Origin of the sequence: Phenylobacterium ferrooxidans (assembly GCF_042714595.1) — a bacterium.
Taxonomy (GTDB): domain Bacteria; phylum Pseudomonadota; class Alphaproteobacteria; order Caulobacterales; family Caulobacteraceae; genus Phenylobacterium; species Phenylobacterium ferrooxidans.
Map to the genome: position 1 here is coordinate 53651 of NZ_JAOTJD010000011.1, position 20079 is coordinate 73729.

Genomic DNA, 20079 nt, shown 5'->3' on the forward strand with positions numbered 1-20079 from the left:
AAGACACTGGCGTCAGATTCGATCGGCGCGGACGTGACCATGCTAAGCGCGGCGGGCTTACGCCATGCCGATAGATTTGGTTCGACACGTGCTGGAGCGTAGGTCCGGGGGCCTATGGTCGAACGAGACGCCCATTCGCGCCGAACTGTTCAGCGTCGAGCGACTTGAGGCGCACGCTAAAAGCCTTGCCCTGGCTCAGCCCGTCGAGCGCAGCCTCCAGCCCGGCCGCAGTCTCACGCGCCGGCTGCTTGACAATCAGCAACGGCTCATCGAGGCCTTTACAGTGCTGCAAAGCTCGGGTGGCGGCAACGACGGCGCAATGCCCGCGGCGCAGTGGCTACTCGACAACTTCCATGTGGTCGAAGAGCAGATTCGAGAGATTCGGCGCGATTTGCCGCCCGGCTATTACCGCCAGCTTCCGAAGCTAATCTCAGGTCCCTTCGCCGGCTACCCACGGGTGTTTGGCCTTGTCTGGGCGTTCGTCGCTCACACCGACAGCCGCTTCGACGTGGATATGCTGCAGCGTTACGTCCGCGCCTACCAGAGCGTTCACCCGCTCACCATCGGCGAGCTCTGGGCGGTGGCCATCACCCTGCGCCTCATTCTCGTGGAGAATCTACGGCGCCTCGCCGACCAAATCTTGGACAGTCGCGAGGCCCGCATCACCGCCGACCAACTGGCGGACCGGCTGCTCGGCGCCTACGGTCGCGCCCCCGAACCCGCTGCCGCAGCGCTCCAGGGCTGGGAAGGTCGGCGGCGGCGGCCGGACGCCTTCACGATGCAGCTGGTGCATAGGCTGCGCGATCAGGATGCGAGTATCGCCCCCGTGTTGAGCTGGCTGGATGAGCAGCTCGCTGGGCACGGCGTTACAGCTGACGCGGTCGTACGAGGTGAGCACGATCGACAGGTCGCCGCCGCGGGCACCGTCCGTAACATCGTCACGAGCCTGCGGCGCATCTCGGAGGTGGACTGGCTGGAGATAGTCGAGCGGATGAGTCTCGTCGATGCGGCCCTGACGCGAGCAGGCGACTTCGGGAAGATGGATTTCGCGACCCGCAATCTCTACCGCACCGCGATCGAGGCCCTTTCGCGGGGCAGCGAGAAGAGTGAAATGGAAGTGACTCGGGCCGCCATCGCACGCGCTGGGGCCTGTGCTGGCGAGGTGGCGATCTGCCATGTCGGCTGTCACCTGATCGGGTCGGAACGGCGCGCCTTCGAACGGGCGCTAGGATTTAGACCGCCGCCGCGCGAGTTCCTGACCAGGGCCTTCCAGCGCCTCGGCGCCGGGGGCTATGCCGCAGCGATCATCTCTGCAGCGGCGCTTATCCTGCTATTGCCGCTCCTCCATGTGCGAGACCTGGGAGGCGCCTGGCTGGCCGCCTTGGCGGTGCTCGGAGCCATCCCGGCGTTGGAGCTCGCCGTCGCCCTCGTCAACGCGTTCGTCACTCACAGCGTTCGGGCAGACACCCTTCCAGCGCTCGAGCTGGCGGGCGGAGTTCCTGCCGAGCATCGCACTCTCGTGGCGGTGCCGATGATGCTCACCAGCCCCGAGGCGATCCAGGAGCAGGTCGAGGGCTTGGAGATCCACTATCTCGCCAGTGTCGAAGGCGACGTCCATTACGCACTCCTGTCAGACTGGGTGGATGCGGATCGCGAGAGCGAGCGGGTCGATGCCGAACTCCTAGGCCTGGCAGCCGATGGGATCGCTAGTCTGAACCAGAAATATGGTCCAGCGCCCGGGGGAGACCGCTTCCTGCTGCTGCATCGCCGTCGTGTGTGGAACGACAGTGAAGGCCGCTGGATTGGCTGGGAGCGCAAGCGCGGCAAGCTTCACGAGCTGAACCGCCTGCTGCGCGGGGCGCAGGACACGACGTTCGTCGCCGCGCCCGAGGGACCGATCACCGTCCCGGAGGGCGTGCGGTACGTCATTACGCTGGATGCCGACACGCGCCTGCCGCACGACACGGTGCGCCGGTTGATCGGCAAGATCGCCCATCCCCTAAACCGCCCGCGCCTCGACGCCCAAAATCAGCGGGTGGTGCAAGGTTACGGGATCCTCCAGCCAAGGGTTACTCCCGCTCTACCTGTGGGTCATAGGGGCTCGCTGTTCCATCGGCTGTTTTCGGGAGCGAGCGGGATCGACCCCTATGCCGCCGCGGTCAGCGACGTCTATCAGGACCTGTTCGGCGAAGGCTCCTACGGGGGCAAGGGGATCTACGACGTGGACGCCTTCGAGGCGGCGCTTTCCGGGCGCGTGCCGGAATCAACGATGTTGAGCCACGACCTGTTCGAGGGGGTCTATGCGCGCACCGGTCTGGTGTCCGATGTCGAGGTGGTTGACGATGCCCCCACCCGTTACGACGTTGCGGCCCTTCGGCACCATCGCTGGGCCCGCGGCGACTGGCAATTGTTGCCTTGGATTCTTCGCATACCCGCAGGCAGGCGCCTCGCGCCGGAGCCGCTTCCGGTCATCGGCCGGCTGAAGATGCTCGACAATCTACGGCGGACCCTGACCGCGCCGGCGGCCGTGGCGGCGCTGTTCGCGGGGTGGGCCGCCCCCCGCAGCCATGCCATCGTCTGGACGCTGTTCGTGCTGGGCTCCGTCGTCGCGCCGGCGCTCATGCCGCTGATCGATGACCTGGCGCCGAGGACCGCCGGGATACGCACGCGAGACCGACTGAGAGGCATGGGCGCGGACCTCCGCGTCGCGACCGCCCGCGCCCTGCTGCTGGTCACACTCCTGCCTCACCAGGCCTGGCTCATGTCCGACGCCATCGTCCGGACGCTATGGCGACTGTTTGTCACGCGCCGCCGACTGCTGGAATGGGTGCCCGCAGCCCAGCTCGCCGTCGGCCTGCGGCTAGACGTCTCAGACTTCTATCGACGGATGTGGGGCGTATTGCCCCTGGCCTGCGCAGGCCTTGCGATTAGTGCGATCGGGTCCAGCGAGGCTTGGCCGCTGGGGGTCAGCATCTCTTTCGCCTGGCTGTTCGCGCCGTTGGTCGCTCAGCGGATCAGCCGAATCCAACCCTTGCCGGAAGCGGGCGAGCTGACCGCGGCCGACACGGCCGCGCTGCGCCTGACGGCGCGCCGGACCTGGCGCTACTTCGAAACCTACGTCACCGCGGCCGACAACCACCTGCCGCCGGACAACGTCCAGGAAGATCCCCCAGCCGTCGCCCACCGCACATCTCCCACCAATATCGGTCTCTACCTGCTCTCGACCGTCTGCGCGCGGGACCTCGGTTGGATCGGCGTCGGCGACGCCCTCGAGCGTATAGAGGCCACGTTGGCCACCTTGCACCGCATGGACCGGCGCCACGGCCACTTCCTCAACTGGTATGACACGCGCGATCTGCGCGCGCTGGAGCCGCTCTATGTGTCCACCGTGGACAGCGGCAACCTGGCTGGATGTCTGCTGACGCTCGCGGCGAGCTGCCGCGCGTGGCGGGGCCAGCCGCTCCCCCCGCAGGCGCGATGGGCCGGTGTGTGCGACGCCATCGACTTAGCCAGAGAGGAATTGGCGCCGCTCTGCGCGCCTTCTGTGGCCGCGCATCAGACCTGGGGGCGCCTGGACGAGGCGCTGCGGGACCTCGCGCGGACCTTGCGCCGAAGCGAGGAGGGAAAGGACGCCCGAACTTTGGACGATGTCCTGCGCGAATGGGCGGGGCTCGCCAGACCGCTGCAGGGTCTGCTGGCGGAACGCGAGGACGCTGCGGAGCTGGCCCATTGGCTAGCCGCGGTGGAGACGGGGCTCCGCAGCCATCTCCGCGATTTGGAATTCTCTGAGCTGGACCGCCGCCTCGCGGCGGCGGAAGCCGCCACGCGCCAATTGGCGCTGGAGATGGAGTACGGCTTCCTGCTCGATCAGGACCGCAAGCTGCTGTCGATCGGCTACCGCGTCGCCGATGGGGAGTTGGACGCCAACTGCTACGATTTGTTGGCCTCCGAGGCCCGGCTGGCGAGCTTCCTCGCCATCGCCAAGGGCGACGTGCCGGCGCGCCACTGGTTTCGACTCGGTCACGCGGTGACCCCCACGCCGGAGGGCGCGGCCCTGATTTCCTGGTCGGGGTCCATGTTCGAGTACCTGATGCCGTCTCTGGTGATGCGCTCGCCCGCTGGAAGTCTGCTGGAGCGGTCTCTGCGTGCGGTCGTCCGCCGCCAAATTGCTTACGGGCGGAGCCATGGGCGGCCCTGGGGCGTCTCAGAATCTGGGTTTAACGCGCGGGATCTCGAGTTCACCTATCAATACTCCAACTTCGGGATTCCGGGTCTCGGTCTCAAGCGAGGCCTCGGCGAGGACGCCGTCGTCGCACCCTATGCGACAGCGCTCGCGGCGATGATCGATCCGCGCGAAGCCGTCGCCAACTTCGAGGTCTTGACCGCAGCCGGCGCAAAGGGACGCCACGGCTTCTATGAGGCTTTGGACTACACGCCCGCGCGCGTGCCGGAAGGCACGCGGGTCGCGATCGTGCGATCGTTCATGGCCCATCACCAGGGGATGACGGTCACCGCATTGGCGAATACCCTACTGGGTGGACTGCTACGTGAGCGCTTCCACGCAGATCCCCTTGTGCAGGCCGCTGAGCTCCTCCTGCACGAGCGCATGCCGCGCGACGTCCGGCCGGCGACGGCTGCCGCCGAGCGCGCGGGCTCGCAATTGGCCGAGGCACCGGAACCGGTGCTCGGGCGCCACTACTCCACACCGCACGGCGCGAGTCCCGCGACCCACATTTTATCGAACGGTCGCTACAGCGTGCTGCTCACCGCTGCGGGAGGCGGCTACAGCCGCTGGCGAAGCCAGGCGCTAACGCGCTGGCGCGAAGATAGCGTGCGCGACGACTGGGGCGCTTTCATCTATCTGCGCGATGTGGCTAGCGAGCGCGTTTGGTCGACCGGCTATCAGCCTACCGCGGCCGAGCCGTCGGACTATGGCGTGACCTTCTTCGCCGACCGCGCGGAATACTCGCGCCGCGATGGCGACCTGGTGACTGAACTCGTGGTGCTGGTTTCCGCGGAGGATGACGGGGAGCTCCGACGCGTGACCTTGACCAACGCAGGCGACGTCGAGCGCGAAGTCGAAATCACCTCATATGGCGAGCTGGTCCTTGCGCCCGACGCCGCCGACGCCGCCCACCCAGCGTTCTCCAAGCTGTTCGTGGAGACGGAACACCATCCGGCGCTGGGGGGCGCCTTGCTTGCGACCCGTCGACGCCGGGCGCCGGAGGAGCCTGAGCTCTGGGCCGCCCATCTGGCGATCGTCGAAGGCGAGGCCCTCGGCAAACCGGAATTCGAGACCGATCGCGCCCGCTTCCTGGGCCGGGGCCGCGATGTCCGCGCACCGATCGCCGTCTTCGAAGGCCGCCCGCTGACCGGCCAGGCCGGCGCGGTGCTCGATCCGATCTTCGCGCTTCGGCGACGCGTGCGGATAGCCCCCGGCTCTACCGCCCAGGTGTCCTTCTGGACCTTTGCCGCTGGCACGCGCGAAGCCATTTTGGAGGTGTTGGATCAGCATCTTCACAGCGCAGCCTGCGAACGGGCTGCAGCCTTGGCGTGGACCCGGGCGCAGGTGCAGCTGCGCCATCTTGGCGTCACTCACCGCGACGCCGACAACTTCCAGCGCCTGGCCGGCCACCTGATCTACGCGGCGCCTGCGCTCAGGCCCCCGTCAGAGGTGGTGGCGGCGGGCGCCGGGGGGCAGCCGGACCTCTGGGCCCTTGGCATCTCAGGCGACCTGCCCCTGATCCTATTGCGGATTGACGACCTCGAACATCTCGCCACCGCCCGCGACCTGCTCCACGCTGCGGAATACTGGAAGCTGCAGCAGCTCCCGGTGGATGTTGTGATCCTGAATGACCACGCGACCTCTTACATCCAGGACTTACAGGGGGCGTTAGAGGCCTTGGTGCGCGTGACGCAATCCCGCCGCGCGCCAGACGAAGAGCCCGTATCGGGCGGGGTCTACGTGCTGCGTGGCGACCTCGTTTCGCCCGCGCTCCAGGCCCGGCTGTTGTCGGTGGCGCGGGTTGTGTTGTCAGCGCAGCACGGCCGGCTGGAAGACCAGCTTGACCGGCTACGGGACCGGCGCGAGTGGCCGCGGCCGCCTTTGGCGGCGCCGCAGGTTCCCGCTAGGCCGTTGCGCTCCTCGCCTGTCCCAGACCTGGAGGCCTACAACGGCATCGGCGGCTTCGCGCGGGAGGGCCGGGAGTATGTCGTTGTGCTCAGCCCTGGCCAGACCACGCCTGCGCCCTGGATCAACGTCGTCGCCAACCCAGTCTTCGGCTTCCAGATTTCCGCGGAAGGTTCGGGATACACTTGGGCCCTCAATAGCCGCGAGCACCAGCTCACCCCTTGGTCGAACGACCCGGTCGCCGATCGCGGCGGCGAGGCGTTGTACCTGCGCGACATGGAAACCGGCGAGATCTGGAGCCCGACCGCGTACCCAGTGCGGGATCCAGAGGCGACCTATGTCTGCCGCCACGGCCGCGGCTACAGCCGGTTTGAAGCCACGGTCGGCGACTTCGAGACGGAGCTCCTCGCCTATGCGCCGCTGCTAGACCCGGTGAAAATCCTGCGACTGAAAGTTCGCAATCTGTCCAACCGGCCGCGCCGGCTGTCGGCCTGCGCCTATGTGGAATGGGTCCTCGGCAAAAGCCGGGGCGCGATGGCGCCCTTCACGGTCACGCACGTCGATGAAGCGAGCGGGGCCCTGATGGCGCAGAACCGCTGGGATCCCAGCTTTGGGGAGCGGGTGGCGTTTCTGGACGCCTGTGGCCGCCAGACGAGCTGGACGGGCGATCGGCGGGAATTCATCGGCCGCAACGGCAGCCTGCGTCGGCCAGCGGGTCTGGCGGGCGGCGCGCTCTCCGGCCGAACAGGGGCCGCGCTCGACCCCTGTGGGGCCGTAGATGCGCCGCTGGCGCTCGCGCCCGGGGAGACGGGCGAGCTGGTCTTCCTCATCGGGGAGGGCGAGGACGCCGACGCCGCCCGCGAGCTGATCGCGCGTTACGGTCGGGCTGATTTGGATGAAGTCCTGGCGGAGGTGGACGCCTATTGGGAGCGTCTCCTAGGGGCCGTACAGGTGCAAACCCCCGACCCCGCCCTGGACCTGATGCTCAATGGCTGGCTGCTCTACCAGACCGTCGCGTCCCGCTTATGGGCGAGGGCCGGCTTCTATCAGGCGAGCGGCGCCTATGGCTTCCGCGATCAGCTGCAGGACGTGATGGCGCTGGTGCATGCGTCACCCGAAACCGCCCGCGAGCACTTGCTCAGGGCGGCGGCCCGCCAGTTCCCCGAAGGCGACGTGCAGCATTGGTGGCTGCCCCACTCCGGCCAGGGGGTCCGCACCCGCTTTTCCGACGACCGGGTGTGGCTTGCCTACGCGGTCGCGCATTATGTCGTCGCGACCGGAGACCGCACGGTGCTCGAAGAGCCCATCCCGTTCCTGGAGGGTGAGGCCCTTGAGTCGACGGCGGCCGAGGCGTTCTTCCATCCCGGAACCGGCGAGAGTGCCAGCCTCTTCGAACATTGCGCGCGGGCGCTCGACGCCAGCCTCCAGGTGGGGGGCCATGGTGCGCCGTTGATCGGCGGCGGCGACTGGAACGACGGCATGAACCGGGTCGGCCACCACGGTCGGGGTGAGAGCGTGTGGCTGGGCTGGTTCCTCCACCGCACCCTGACGGATTTCGCGCCGCTGGCGGCGGCTCGGGGGCAGGCGGCGCACGCAGAGCGCTGGGCTGCCCACGCCGAGGGCCTAAAGGCCGCGCTCGAGCGGAGCGCGTGGGGCGGCGACTGGTACCTTCGCGGCTGGTACGATGACGGCTCACCGCTGGGCTCTCCCAACAGCGACGAGTGCCGCATCGACGCCATTGCGCAATCGTGGGCCGTGCTTTCCGGGGCGGGGGAGCCGAACCGCGCGCGGCAGGCATTGGCCGCAGTAGAACGTGAGTTGATCGACGCCGACGCCGGCCTAGCACTGTTGTTTACGCCGCCCTTTGACAAGGGCACCAGAGACCCCGGTTACATCAAGGGCTACCCGGTCGGCGTGCGAGAGAACGGCGGCCAATATACTCACGCCGCGGTGTGGACGGCGATGGCCTTCGCAGCGGTGGGGGACGGCGACAGGACCGCGAGCCTGCTGGCCATGCTCAACCCGATCAATCATAGCCGCACGCCATCTGAGGCCCAGCGGTACAAGGTTGAGCCCTACGTGGTCGCCGCCGACATCTATTCGCACCCGGCGCACCTCGGGCGGGGCGGTTGGACCTGGTATACAGGCGCCGCCGGCTGGATGTACCGCGCGGGACTAGAGTCGCTTCTCGGCCTGCGGCGCCATGGCGGCGCCCTGCTGCTCGATCCATGCATTCCGCGGCACTGGCCAGGCTTCAAGCTCGTCTACCGGTTTGGCGCCGCCCGTTACGAGATGGAGGTGGAGAACCCCGACGGCGTCTGCCGGGGCGTCACCGAAGCCGTGCTGGACGGCGTGCGGCTGTGCGAGCGACCGTTGCGCGTACCCCTCAGCTCAGCAGAAGGCGTCCGGCGTCTGCGTGTCCGGCTGGGCGCCGTCGACCCGAAGGCTGGTGCGGCGTGACCCGCAGCGTGGATCGCCGGGCAGGACGCCCCGTCGCGGAGGCGGATCTGATCGATGTCTCGAGGCTAATCGACGCCTACACGGCGGTCCGCCCCGACCCGACAGATCCGGCCCAAGGCGTCGCCTTCGGGACCTCCGGCCATCGCGGCTCGGCGCTCGCGGGGACCTTCAATGAGGCGCATGTCGTGGCGATCTGCGCCGCTGTCTGTCGTCACCGCAAAGCCGCGAGCGTCCATGGACCGCTGTTCCTGGCCGGCGACACCCACGCGCTCTCGCAGCCCGCGCTCCGGACGGCCGTTGAGGTCTTCGTCGCCGCAGGCGTGACGGTGATGCTCGACGCCCGGGACGGCTACACGCCGACGCCTGCGGTGTCGCACGCCATCCTGCGCTACAACAAGGGGCGCACCTCAGGGCTGGCGGACGGGGTCATTCTCACGCCGTCTCACAATCCGCCCCAGGATGGCGGCTTTAAGTATAATCCGCCGCACGGCGGGCCAGCCGAACCTCAGATCACCGAGGCGATCGAGCGGCTCGCCAACGCTGCCCTTCCTACGGCGTTGAGGGACGTCGCGCGCGTTCCTTACGCCCGCGCGGCTCGGTCTTCGCATGCGGCGCGTTATGACTATCGTACTGCCTTCATCGCCGAGTTGCCTCAGGTGGTGGACCTTGGAGCGATCCGCGCCGCCGGGGTGCATATCGGGATCGATCCCTTGGGCGGGGCCAGCGCCGAGTACTGGCCTCTGGTCCTGGAGACCTATGGGCTGCAGGGCTCCGTCGTCAGCGAAGTGGTGGATCCGCAGTTCGCCTTCATGACCGCCGACCATGACGGCGAGACCCGCATGGATTGCTCCTCGCCCTATGCGATGGCCCGGCTCGTCGACCTGCGGGCGCGCTTCGACATCGCGTTCGGCAACGACCCAGATGCCGACCGGCACGGTGTGGTGACGCCTTCGGGGGGTCTGATGGAGCCGAACCGCTATCTGGCGGCGGCGGTCGCCTATCTGTTTGAACACCGTCCCGCTTGGCCTGCGGGGCTCGCGATCGGCAAGACCATGGTCACAAGCGCCCTCATCGACCGGCTCGCCGCCAGACTCCGGCGGCCGCTGGTTGAGACGCCTGTGGGATTTCGTTGGTTTGTCAATGGGCTTGCCGACGGCGCCCTGGGCTTCGCGGGCGAGGAGAGTGCGGGCGCGGTGTTCCGAAGGCTCGACGGGTCGCTTTGGACAACGGAGAAGGACGGTTTCAGCCTCGGGCTTCTGGCTGCGGAAATGCTTGCGCGAACCGGCCAGGACCCCAGCATGGTCTACACGTCGGTGGCCGACGCAATCGGCCCCTCCTACTATGAACGTCTAGATGCGCAAGCCACACTGGAGCAAAAGGCCTGGCTGCGAGGCCTCAGACCGCAGGATCTGCAACTTGCTGAGCTCGGCGGCGAGCCAGTGTTGTCGGTAGAGATCGCCAGCCCCCGCGGGGAGCCGTTCGGCGGCGTGAAGGTTAAGGCCAAGAGCGGGTGGTTCGCCGCCCGCCCATCCGGGACCGAGCCCCTCAACAAGATTTATGCGGAGAGTTTCGTCGGTCCGGATCACCTAGCGGTTATCCAGGGCGACGCCCAGCGGGCCCTGGCTACCTTGAGCGGTGGGCGCTGAATCCAAAACGCGACCCCTCAGATTCCCAGCGGGGCGGAGAAGATCGTAGCCGCTAAGCGCCAGCTGCTTGATGGGCGCGCCACATTGACAGGACATCGTCCGTCGATCGTGGCCAATGCCTGCGGCTTAGCCCGCCGCCGCCCGCCGCATGTGAATCAGACGGATTCGCTCACCCTCATCGCACCGGCAGTCGAGAAATCCGTGTTGTGGACAGGTGAGGCAGATCTCCTCGAGCCGCGCGCGCAGCGCCCTACGCCCGCGGTGGAGACGCACGTTGACGTTGTTGAGGGTCAGCCCAAGCGACGCGGCGACCCGGTCGCGGGGCTCGTCAAGTAGATCGACCCGCCAGATCAGTTCGCTGTATTCAGGCTTTAGCGTCGGCAGCAAACGATAGAGGCAGGAGCAGACGGCCGCTTCGATTTCAGGGTCCGGCGCGACGGCGAGCGCCTCAAGGTCAGCCGGGTCGCGCGGAGACTCTTTTCGGCGGGCCGCCCGCCGGTAATGATCCACCAGCGTCGTCGCTAGAACCCGGCTGAGCCAGCCGCGGACTGACTGCACGTCCCTGAGGTGCCTGGAGCGATCCAACGCACGAGCGATGAACTCCTGCAGCACGTCCTCCGCGTCATGTGGGTTCCCCAGCCGGCGACGCAGGAAGGTCAGAAAATCGCGATGACACTCGACGAGTTCGCGCCGGACGGCCGCGTCAGCAGCCGTCACCGCCGACAGGTTTTCATCGGGGTCGGATCCGGCGGCGGAAGAACGGTCGGGACGGGAGCTCATGGCGAATTCCTGTTTGCTCCGGCTGTGCGTCGCCTTGACATGGCTCAAGGCCTGGCACGACGCCAATTGCGACTAGTCGAAGGCCGCTCCCCGCACGGGCGGGGATTGGCTCCTGTGGCCAGGACGTGCGGTTTAGGACGCTTGATCGCCCTCATTGTTACATCCCCGCCAGAGCCGAGCTAACGGGGCGATCGCGCCGCCGGTGTAAGGCGCGCCAGGCTCTCGCGTCATAAGAATGCGTCTGCGTCATCGCTGGTCGCGAACGCAGCCATTGAAGGAGGCCAGCCATGGCAGAACCTGACACGACGAGCGGCCGGGATCGCGGACCGATTACCTTTGAAGTGGTCAAGGAAGCCTACGGGTGGGCGGTTCGGCGCGATCACCAGATGATGACGCCATGCTGGTGCAAGGCGGTCGCTGTAGATCAGGCCCAAAGGATGGTCGATGTGCTGCGCCAGCATGGCGAGCGTGCGGAGATGCGCGTGAGCGATATCGAGGAATAGATGCTGTGGAGCTCGAGTAAAAGAGGACTTTCACCGATGACTACCTGAGTCCGTAGACGGAGCGATGGCCCTGTACGGCGGTGGCCGTCTCGATCTCCAGCGGGCCGTTGTAGCGGACAGGTTGGCGAACAGTCTGCGATCCGTCGTTCTGATAGCGCGTTCCGGCTCTCGAGGAGCGGCGACGCCGATAGCCCGTAGGCTTGTAATGTAACGCGCGCCGCGCGTCTGATCAGCGCCGGGGGCGGCGAGGAGGGTCTATGTTCGGTTCGAGTGAACTCATCAGTCGCCGCGCTGTGCTGGCGGCCGGAGGGGGTCTGGGGCTCTCCGCCGCACTTGCACGTGCGGCGCCGGCCTACGCTCGGACCAGCGTCGTCCAGGCCGCGCTCGCTCCTGTCGCGGGAACGAGGGGCGAGCGCGCTCTAGACCTTGAGATCGGTCACTTCCAGCTGATGGTCGGAGATCGCCCCGGCCGCGCCATGGCCATCAACCAGACGATCCCAGGCCCGCTGCTGCGTTTTCGGGAGGGTGAGGAAGCCGTCCTGCGGGTCACAAACCGACTCGAGGAAATTGCGTCCATCCATTGGCATGGGATCATCCTGCCGCCCGCGATGGATGGCGTCCCGGGTGTGAGTTTCGGTGGCATCGCGCCGGGCGAAACCTTCACCTATCGCTTCCCGCTGCTGCAAAGCGGCACGTACTGGTGCCACAGCCATTCCGGGGGACAGGAATTGCTGGGCGTCTATGCCCCGTTCATCATCGACCCTGCCGCCCCTGAGCCGTTCGCCCACGAGCGCGACTACGTCGTGATGCTGTCGGACTGGAGCTTCGAGCCGCCGGAGCAGATCATCAAGCACCTCAAGAAGCAGGCGGGGTACTACAACTACCAAAAGCGGACGGTCCCGGACCTGTTTCGGGATGCCGCGCGCGATGGTTGGCCAGCGACCCTTAGGGAGAGGATGAGTTGGACCAAGATGCGCATGGACCCGACAGACTTCGCCGATGTCACCGGCTACACCTACACCTATCTCGTCAATGGCCTGACAGCGGATGCGAACTGGACTGGCCTATTCACCCGCGGCGAGCGCGTGCGGCTTCGGTTCATCGCCGCCGGCGCGATGACTTATTTCGACATCCGCATCCCTGGCCTGAAGATGACCGTGGTCCAGGCGGACGGGCAGAATGTCCAGCCCGTCGATGTGGATGAGTTCCGGATCGGGCCCGGCGAGACGTTCGATGTCATCGTCAGGCCTGCTGACCAGGCCTATACCCTGTTCGCAGAGGCGATGGACCGCAGTGGCTTTGCGCGCGGCACGCTCGCGCCGCGCGCCGGAATGACAGCGCCCATCCCGCCCCGTCGCAAGAGGCCGCTGCGCACCATGGCCGACATGGGCATGGACATGTCGGGAATGGAGATGTCCGGCGACATGGCGGGCATGCCCGGCATGTCCAATGCGACGGCGTCCCCCAAAGCGCCCGTCATGGACATGGCTGGGCACGCGGCGGGCGACATGGCCGCCGTGGAACGTAATCGTGCGGCGGTCGGGTCTCAGGTCACGAGCCCGCACGCCCATGGCGCGGTGGCGGCGAACGGGGCCTCCAGCGCCCTGGCGAGCATGGGAACGCCGCTCGCCGCCAAGCCAGGCGTGGCGCCCACGTTCATCCATGGGCCCGACACGCATGGCGTCGGGAACTCCTCCGTAGCGATGGTGGCGCGCAACCGCCTCCACGAACCGGGCTCCGGCTTCGACGATCCCGCGGCGCGGGTGCTGGTCTACGCCGACCTGCGAAGCGTGACGCCGCAGGAGGACCAGCGCACGCCCACACGCGAGATCGAGCTGCACATCACAGGCAACATGGAACGCTACATGTGGTCCTTTGATGGAAAGAAGTACTCGGAGGCCCGCGCGCCCATCCCCTTTGCCTACGGCGAGCGCCTGCGCCTGGTGCTGGTCAATGACACCATGATGGAGCACCCCATCCACCTGCACGGCATGTGGATGGAGCTGGAGAACGGTGCGGGAGCCCATCAACCTCGGAAGCACACCGTCAGCGTCAAGCCGGCCGAGCGCCTGACCGTCGCCATCACCGCCGACGCGCCCGGCCAGTGGGCCATGCATTGCCATCTCCTGCTGCACATGGAGATGGGGATGTTCCGCGTCATCGAAGTCTCTTCGCCCCCTCAGTAGGAGATCCCGATGCGTTCGGCCGCTCTTGCCATCGCCCTCCTGGCAGCCCCTGCCGTAGTTCACGCGCAGGAGGCACCCCCTTTGCCCGGCGCCGGCATGCCCTCCGGAATGGCTATGCCGGCCACCTCCAGTCGTGCGCCGCCCGCCCCTTCGGATCGAGGTCCCCAGACGCTGCCCAATCTCGCTGAGCGCGAGGGGTGGCCGCAGCCTACGGCCGATAGCGCCAACTACGGGTACTTTCTCGCCGACCTCCTTGAGTACCGAGAGAGCGGCGACCCAGGCGTGATCCGCTGGGACGTCTTCGGCTGGTATGGGGACGATGTGAAGCGCCTGTGGGTCAAAAGCGAGGGCGCGCAGAGCACGTCGAAACGTGCCGACAGCGAGCAAGAGGCCCAGCTACTCTACGGTCAACTCATCGCCCCGTTCTTCGATTTCCAAGCCGGCGTGCGATACGCGCGGCGCTCGGGGCCAGGTCCAGACCGGTCGCGCGTCTACGGGGTCATTGGTCTGCAGGGCCTCGCACCGTATCGCTACGAACTGGAGCCGGCTGTGTTCGTCAGCGAAGATGGCAAGGTCTCGGCCAGAGTGACCGCGTCCTATGACATCTTGCTGAGGCAGCGCCTGATCCTTCAGCCCCGCATTGAGGCAAACGCCGCGCTTCAGGCAGATCGGAGCTTCGGCGTCGGCGAGGGCCTCAACGACACAGAGATCGGCGCCCGCCTTCGCTACGAGCTGCGCCGTGAGCTGGCTCCGTATGTCGGCGTCTCCTGGCGACAGACCTACGGCAGCACAAAGAGAATGGCGCGCGCCGAGGGCGAGCCGACGAGCAACCTGTCCGTCGTCGTGGGGGTTCGGGCGTGGTTTTGAGCCAGTCAGCCGCCTGGCCCACTCGCGGCCGTTCGTCGGGCGCCTGGAAGCGGGCCCTAGCCCTTCCTGCGTTCAGCAGCGTCGATTTCGCGCTGGATGAAAAAGTTCAACGCTGTTCGCAACGTTGCGACCGCGGCGAGTTGGCCGATCTCCGTCCATGTCGGCGCGACCGCGGTCCGCATCACATCCGCCGCCAACAGAAACTCAAGGCCCAAGGCCAGAGAGCGGGCAAGACGGAGGCGGGGCCCCTCGCCAGGGCGGTCAGCCTCCGCGTTCCGCTTCCAAGTGCGTTCCACGGTTCGCCAAAGCGCACCCAGAACCGCTGCGGCGATGACAGCCACGGCGATAGCATCCGTGAACAGCGCCATCGTCACTGTAGCGTGCTGCAGCCAGGCAGACAGTGGCTCGACAAACGCCATGCTCATCAGTTTTTCCCCCATTATTCAAAACCCCAAAGGAGATATAAATGACTACTATACTTAAACTTGGTCGCTCCGCCGTTCTTTTGACGGCATCGGTTGCCGCTCTCGCGATTACCGGCTGCAACAAGAAGGCGGACGAGGTCCGTGCAGTCGCGGTGGACGCGGCAGCTGTGGCCACCGACACCACAACGCCCGCTACGGCGGCGCCCCATGGCGAGACCGAGGCCGACACGCGCGACCAGGGCCACAAGGAAGGCATGCAGATGGAGCGAGACGCCCACGCCCAAGGCATGGGTATGCAGAAAGACGCCCAGGGCTCAGGCATGTCGTCTCGCGCCAGCCCGCCGCCGATGAAGGATGACAGCATGCCGATGCCTCCCCCGGCCAAGGCCGACCCGCCTATGACGGCCGCCCCCCCGATGAAAGATCATATGTAAACGCTGCGGCTCACAGAAAACAACCAGTCGCGCCGCCTGAGGGCGGCGCGATCCCTTCACCTTCCCACCGCGGACCTTAGGGTCCCGTGCAGGTGCCTCACACCCGCGATTTGGCGCGCTTGAGGTGAACGACGCACCTCCTCCAGATTCAAAATCACGCGCCCATCGATCGCACCGCGTTCCGAGGATCGAGCCCCGGACGGTGATCCGCTTGAGGACCGTGTCAAAGCCCGGCATGGCCGACCATGACCAGGGTCACGTGCGGCCCAGCGCGCCGAGCTGTCCGAAGACGGCCGACGAGACGCGGCTCGCCGATGACACGAATTTCGCTGCGGCGCCGCGGTCTGGTCACGCAACGGCGGCGTCACCTACCGGATCGGTCGCCCCCTCGAAGCCGGGCGGGGCATGCCGCGTAACTACAAGGCCTCTGGCTTCGGGGGCGATACCCCCCAGGTGGACTTCGCCCACAACGAGCAGACGAATAGCATACACGTTAGCTAGAACGACCTGCCCCGCCACCTGTTCTAGGCTGACACGCGTCTACGCAATCGCCTCTTTCCCTTGATCCGCGTAATGGCCTGACGGCGCGAGCGTCCTTAACTGAAACCATTGTTTTGGAGCGAAGTCATGAAGTCTCTTATCGTTACGATTACCGCCGCTTGTGCCCTGTTCTCGGCCAGCTACGCCCTGGCCGACGGGCCGCCGGCGAAGACGCCGCCTCCTAAGGCGGCTGCTGCGCAGCATGAGATGTGCGGCGGGATGATGGGCGGCAAGATGCCTGCCGGCAAAGGTCAAATGGGCGGCATGAAGGGGCCGGACGGCAAGCCCATGTCCAAAGCCGAGATGGATAAAATGCACAAGATGTGCGGCGAGATGATGATGGGCCACGGCGGCATGGGCCACGGCGGAATGGGCCAGCCCAAGGCGGGCGCTCATCCGCCGGCCGGGTCCCCGACTACGCCCCCGATGGCCGGCAAGCCGAGCGCTCACGACGACATGTAGCACCTCCGATCGGCGCGGAGAACGCTCGGGGCGGCCGCGGGACGCACGAGGCGCCCCGGACCTGAAGTGGGCCGTGAGGACACGGCCCACCTGGACCACTAGTCCCGGATCGGTGGCTCTGGCGCGTGGTGTTTCGCTGTGACAGCCAGATAGAGCAGAGGCAGGAGGAAAATGCGCATGGCCGCAGATGAGCCCGACGACAACGCTCTGACGAGACGTATTGCTGCCCCATCGTCGGCGCCCAGCTGTGGCCAGGGCGCACCGCCTGCCGGCTCACATCGACCGCTCATACTCAGCCCAGCCGTTTGGTGGCCCGCTGTGGACGCGCAGACGATCGCGGCCGGGAGGGGTAGCTGATGACCCACTCGCCGCCCAACCCGTTGTGGGGGGAGGGATCGCTTGAAAGCCTAGCGATCGGCACCATCCGCACGCTAGCGATGGATGCCGTGCAAAAGGCGAATTCGGGCCATCCGGGAACGCCGATGGCGCTGGCGGCGGTGACCCACACCCTATGGCGAGACTTCCTGCGTTACGACCCGGACGCGCCCGATTGGCCAAACCGTGATCGCTTCGTTCTGTCAGTTGGTCACGCCTCAATGCTTCTCTACGCCGTCTTACACTTGGCCGGAGTCAAGGAGATTGACGCTGACAGAATGCCAACGGGGAAGCCGGCGGTCAGCTTGGAGGATATCAAGCAGTTCCGGCAGTTCGGCTCCAAGACGCCGGGCCATCCCGAATACCGGATCACCACGGGCGTCGAGACGACCACTGGTCCGCTCGGCCAAGGCTGCGGAAACTCCGTTGGCATGGCGATTGCGGAGTGTGCGCTGGCCGCCCGCTTCAACCGCGACGGCTTCAACCTGTTCGATCACGACATCTATGTGCTGTGCGGGGACGGCGACATGATGGAGGGAGTCTCATCCGAGGCGGCGTCCCTCGCCGGGCACCTTGGGCTCTCGAACCTGTGCTGGATCTACGACAGCAATCATATCTCAATCGAAGGATCGACCAAGCTCGCCTTCACCGAGGACCTCGGCAAGCGCTTCGAGGGCTATGGTTGGAAGGTCGTCCATGTTGAGGACGCCAACGACACCGCCGCGCTCGCAAGTGCGTTTGACGTGTTCGGGGCGACCGACGATAGGCCCACGCTGATCGTGGTGCAGTCCGTGATCGGATGGGGGAGCCCAAGGGCCGGCAACGAGAAAGCGCACGGCGAGCCGCTAGGCGAGGACAACGTCCGCGCCACCAAGAAGGCCTACGGGTGGCCGGAGGACAGCCAGTTCTTCGTCCCGGACGGCGTGGCAGAGGCGTTCCAGGCGGCCATTGCGGAGCGCGTCAGGCCGGCGCGGAAGGCCTGGGAGGCGACCTTCGCGCGTTACCGCAAGACCTTTCCGATGGAAGCCGCACAGATCGACCTGCTCCGTGAAGGCAAGCTGCCCGGTGGCTGGCAGGCCGCACTTCCGAGCTTTCCGACAGACGCCATAGGCCTTGCCTCGCGTGACAGTGGTGGCAAGGTGCTCAACGCCATTGCGCCCCACGTCCCGCTGCTCATGGGTGGTTCTGCGGACCTATCGCCATCGACCAAGACAAAAATGACCTTCGAGGGGGCAAGCTCGTTCGAGCGCGGTGATCCTGCGGGCCGCAACCTGCACTTCGGCGTGCGCGAGCACGCGATGGGCTCGATCGCAAACGGCATGGCGCTGTCCTATCTGCGCCCTTACTGCTCCACGTTCTTGGTTTTCGCCGACTATATGCGCGCACCGATCCGGCTGGCGGCGATCATGGAATTGCCGGTCACCTTCGTGTTCACACACGACAGCATTGGCGTCGGCGAAGACGGTCCAACCCACCAACCGGTTGAGCATCTCGCGACATTGCGGGCCGTTCCAGGGCTGAACACGATCCGCCCGGGCGACGCCAATGAAGTGGTGGTAGCGTGGAAGGTCGCGCTCGAGCACAGCAACGTGCCGACCGCGTTGGTGTTGTCTCGTCAAGCGATCCCAACGCTCGATCGTAAGCGGTATGCCGCGGCAGAGGGCTTGCAGAAGGGCGGCTACGTCCTTGCCGAGTGCAAGGATGGCGATCCCGAGATCATCCTGATCGGTACCGGAAGCGAACTGCCGCTGGTCGTGGCTGCCCACGAAAAACTGCGCGCGGAGGGTGTGCGTTCGCGGGTGGTTTCGCTGCCAAGTTGGTATCTGTTCGAGATGCAGGACGATGCCTATCGCAAGCACGTCCTTCCCGACGCGGTACGCGCAAGGCTCGCCGTCGAGCAGGCTGGCTCGCTCGGCTGGGACCGTTATGTCGGGAGTGACGGCGACACGATCACGATGAAGACGTTCGGCGCCTCGGCGCCGTTGGCCATACTCCAGGAGCATCACGGCTTCACCATCGAAAATGTCTGCGCGATCGCGCGTCACATTATCGGGAAGCACTCATGACCAGTCGTTTGAAAACACTTGGCGAGGCCGGACAAGCGGTCTGGCTCGACTTCATCGATCGCCGGTTCCTGTCCGACGGCGGCCTGCGCAAGCTCGTTGAGGAAGACGGGCTCACCGGCGTCACCTCGAATCCGTCCATCTTCGAGAAGGCGATGGGTCACGGCGATGCCTATGACGCGGGTTTCCGAGCGATCGCCGGCGGAGCCGAGGCCACCGCGCAGGACCTCTACGAGAGCCAGGCCATCAGCGACGTTAAGGCCGCGGCAGCGGACCTGCGCCCCGTCTACGACAGGCTCCGCGGCAAGGACGGCTACGTCAGCCTCGAGGTTTCGCCGGATCTCGCCGACGACGCCACGGCGACCGTCGCGGAGGCACAGCGGCTATGGGCGACCGTCGACGAGCCCAACCTGATGGTCAAGGTCCCCGGCACCAAGGCTGGCGCGACCGCCCTTCGGACACTGGTCGAGGCGGGGGTCAACGTCAACGTCACCTTGCTGTTTTCGCTCGGCGCCTACCAAGCGGTTGCGGACGCCTTTCTGGCTGGGCTCGAGGCGCGCGTTCAGACGGGCGATCCCATCGACCGAATCGCCAGCGTCGCCAGCTTTTTCGTCAGCCGCATCGACACGCAGATCGACCAGGCCATCGATGCGCGGTTGGGGGCAAAGGATCCGCAGAGCGCTGACCTCGCGGCGCTCCGCGGCAAGGTCGCCATCGCCAACGCTAAGGTCGCTTACGCCTGGTATCGGACATTGCTTGCGAGCGGGCGCTGGCAGGCGCTCGCAAAAAGGGGCGCAATGCCCCAGAGGCTGCTGTGGGCCTCCACCGGCGTGAAGGATCCCGCCTACGCCGACACGCTCTATGTGGACTCACTTATCGGGCCGTGCACGGTCACCACCCTGCCACCCAAGACGCTGGAGGCTTTCCGCGACCATGGCGCGGTCCGCCCGACGCTCACCGAGGGCGTCCAGGGCGCGCAAGGCGTGCTCTCGGAAGCAGACCGCCTCGGCCTCGACATGGACGCGGTCACCCGCGGCCTTGTTCAGGAGGGCGTAAAGCTGTTCGCAGAGGCCACGGACGCCCTGCTCGGCGCCGTCGCCGCGAAGCGCAAGACGCTTCTCGGCGATCATCAGAACCCGCACCAGGCGCCCCTGACGAACAACCCACAGGCGTCCGCCGCCGCAGGCCCGAAATGAGGAAACCAGCGC

At 66.6% G+C, this 20079-nt stretch carries 11 protein-coding genes; 9 read left to right on the forward strand and 2 right to left on the reverse strand.

Annotated features, from left to right (window positions below; translation table 11 throughout):
- The first annotated feature begins 64 nt into the window (after positions 1-64).
- A complete protein-coding gene (locus OCL97_RS07740; RefSeq protein WP_377369066.1) occupies positions 65-8590 on the forward strand; it encodes a GH36-type glycosyl hydrolase domain-containing protein in 8526 nt (2841 codons plus the stop codon).
- A complete protein-coding gene (locus OCL97_RS07745) occupies positions 8587-10236 on the forward strand; it encodes a phosphoglucomutase (protein WP_377369068.1) in 1650 nt (549 codons plus the stop codon). Before OCL97_RS07740 ends, OCL97_RS07745 begins: the two co-directional genes overlap by 4 nt.
- Positions 10237-10362: 126 nt before the next feature.
- On the opposite strand, the gene OCL97_RS07750 is transcribed toward OCL97_RS07745, so the two are convergent.
- Positions 10363-11016 (reverse strand): RNA polymerase sigma factor, encoded by a 654-nt coding sequence (locus tag OCL97_RS07750; RefSeq protein ID WP_377369070.1) that lies wholly within the window; start codon positions 11014-11016, stop codon positions 10363-10365.
- A 287-nt stretch (positions 11017-11303) separates the two neighbouring features.
- On the opposite strand from OCL97_RS07750, the gene OCL97_RS07755 reads away from it, so the two are divergent.
- From OCL97_RS07755 to OCL97_RS07765, 3 genes are all read left to right on the forward strand, one after another.
- Positions 11304-11519, forward strand: a complete 216-nt coding sequence (locus OCL97_RS07755; RefSeq protein WP_377369072.1) for a hypothetical protein — start codon at positions 11304-11306, stop codon at positions 11517-11519.
- Between the two features lie 257 nt (positions 11520-11776).
- Positions 11777-13705 carry a copper resistance system multicopper oxidase gene (locus OCL97_RS07760; RefSeq protein ID WP_377369074.1) on the forward strand — a complete coding sequence of 643 codons (1929 nt, stop codon included), beginning with the start codon at positions 11777-11779 and terminating at the stop codon, positions 13703-13705.
- 114 nt (positions 13706-13819) lie between these two features.
- The gene (locus tag OCL97_RS07765) at positions 13820-14572 is read left to right on the forward strand and encodes a copper resistance protein B (protein ID WP_377369136.1); all 753 of its coding nucleotides are present in this window, start codon (positions 13820-13822) and stop codon (positions 14570-14572) included.
- A gap of 56 nt (positions 14573-14628) precedes the next feature.
- Here the strand turns inward: OCL97_RS07765 and OCL97_RS07770 are convergent, their stop codons facing one another.
- A complete protein-coding gene (locus OCL97_RS07770) occupies positions 14629-14997 on the reverse strand; it encodes a DUF1622 domain-containing protein (protein ID WP_377369076.1) in 369 nt (122 codons plus the stop codon).
- A 41-nt stretch (positions 14998-15038) separates the two neighbouring features.
- Here OCL97_RS07770 and OCL97_RS07775 point away from each other — a divergent pair, with 41 nt between their 5' ends.
- The 4 genes from OCL97_RS07775 (at position 15039) to tal (ending at position 20067) form a co-directional block, all read left to right on the forward strand.
- A complete protein-coding gene (locus OCL97_RS07775) occupies positions 15039-15431 on the forward strand; it encodes a hypothetical protein (protein ID WP_377369078.1) in 393 nt (130 codons plus the stop codon).
- A gap of 627 nt (positions 15432-16058) precedes the next feature.
- Positions 16059-16433 (forward strand): hypothetical protein, encoded by a 375-nt coding sequence (locus tag OCL97_RS07780; RefSeq protein WP_377369080.1) that lies wholly within the window; start codon positions 16059-16061, stop codon positions 16431-16433.
- Positions 16434-16789: 356 nt separating this feature from the next.
- Complete coding sequence (gene tkt, locus OCL97_RS07785; protein ID WP_377369082.1) at positions 16790-18874, forward strand: transketolase; 2085 nt, start codon at positions 16790-16792, stop codon at positions 18872-18874.
- Positions 18871-20067: a transaldolase gene (gene tal, locus OCL97_RS07790; protein ID WP_377369084.1), complete on the forward strand. Its 1197-nt coding sequence runs from the start codon at positions 18871-18873 to the stop codon at positions 20065-20067. The genes tkt and tal overlap by 4 nt, the downstream gene beginning before the upstream one ends.
- The last annotated feature ends 12 nt before the right edge of the window (positions 20068-20079 follow it).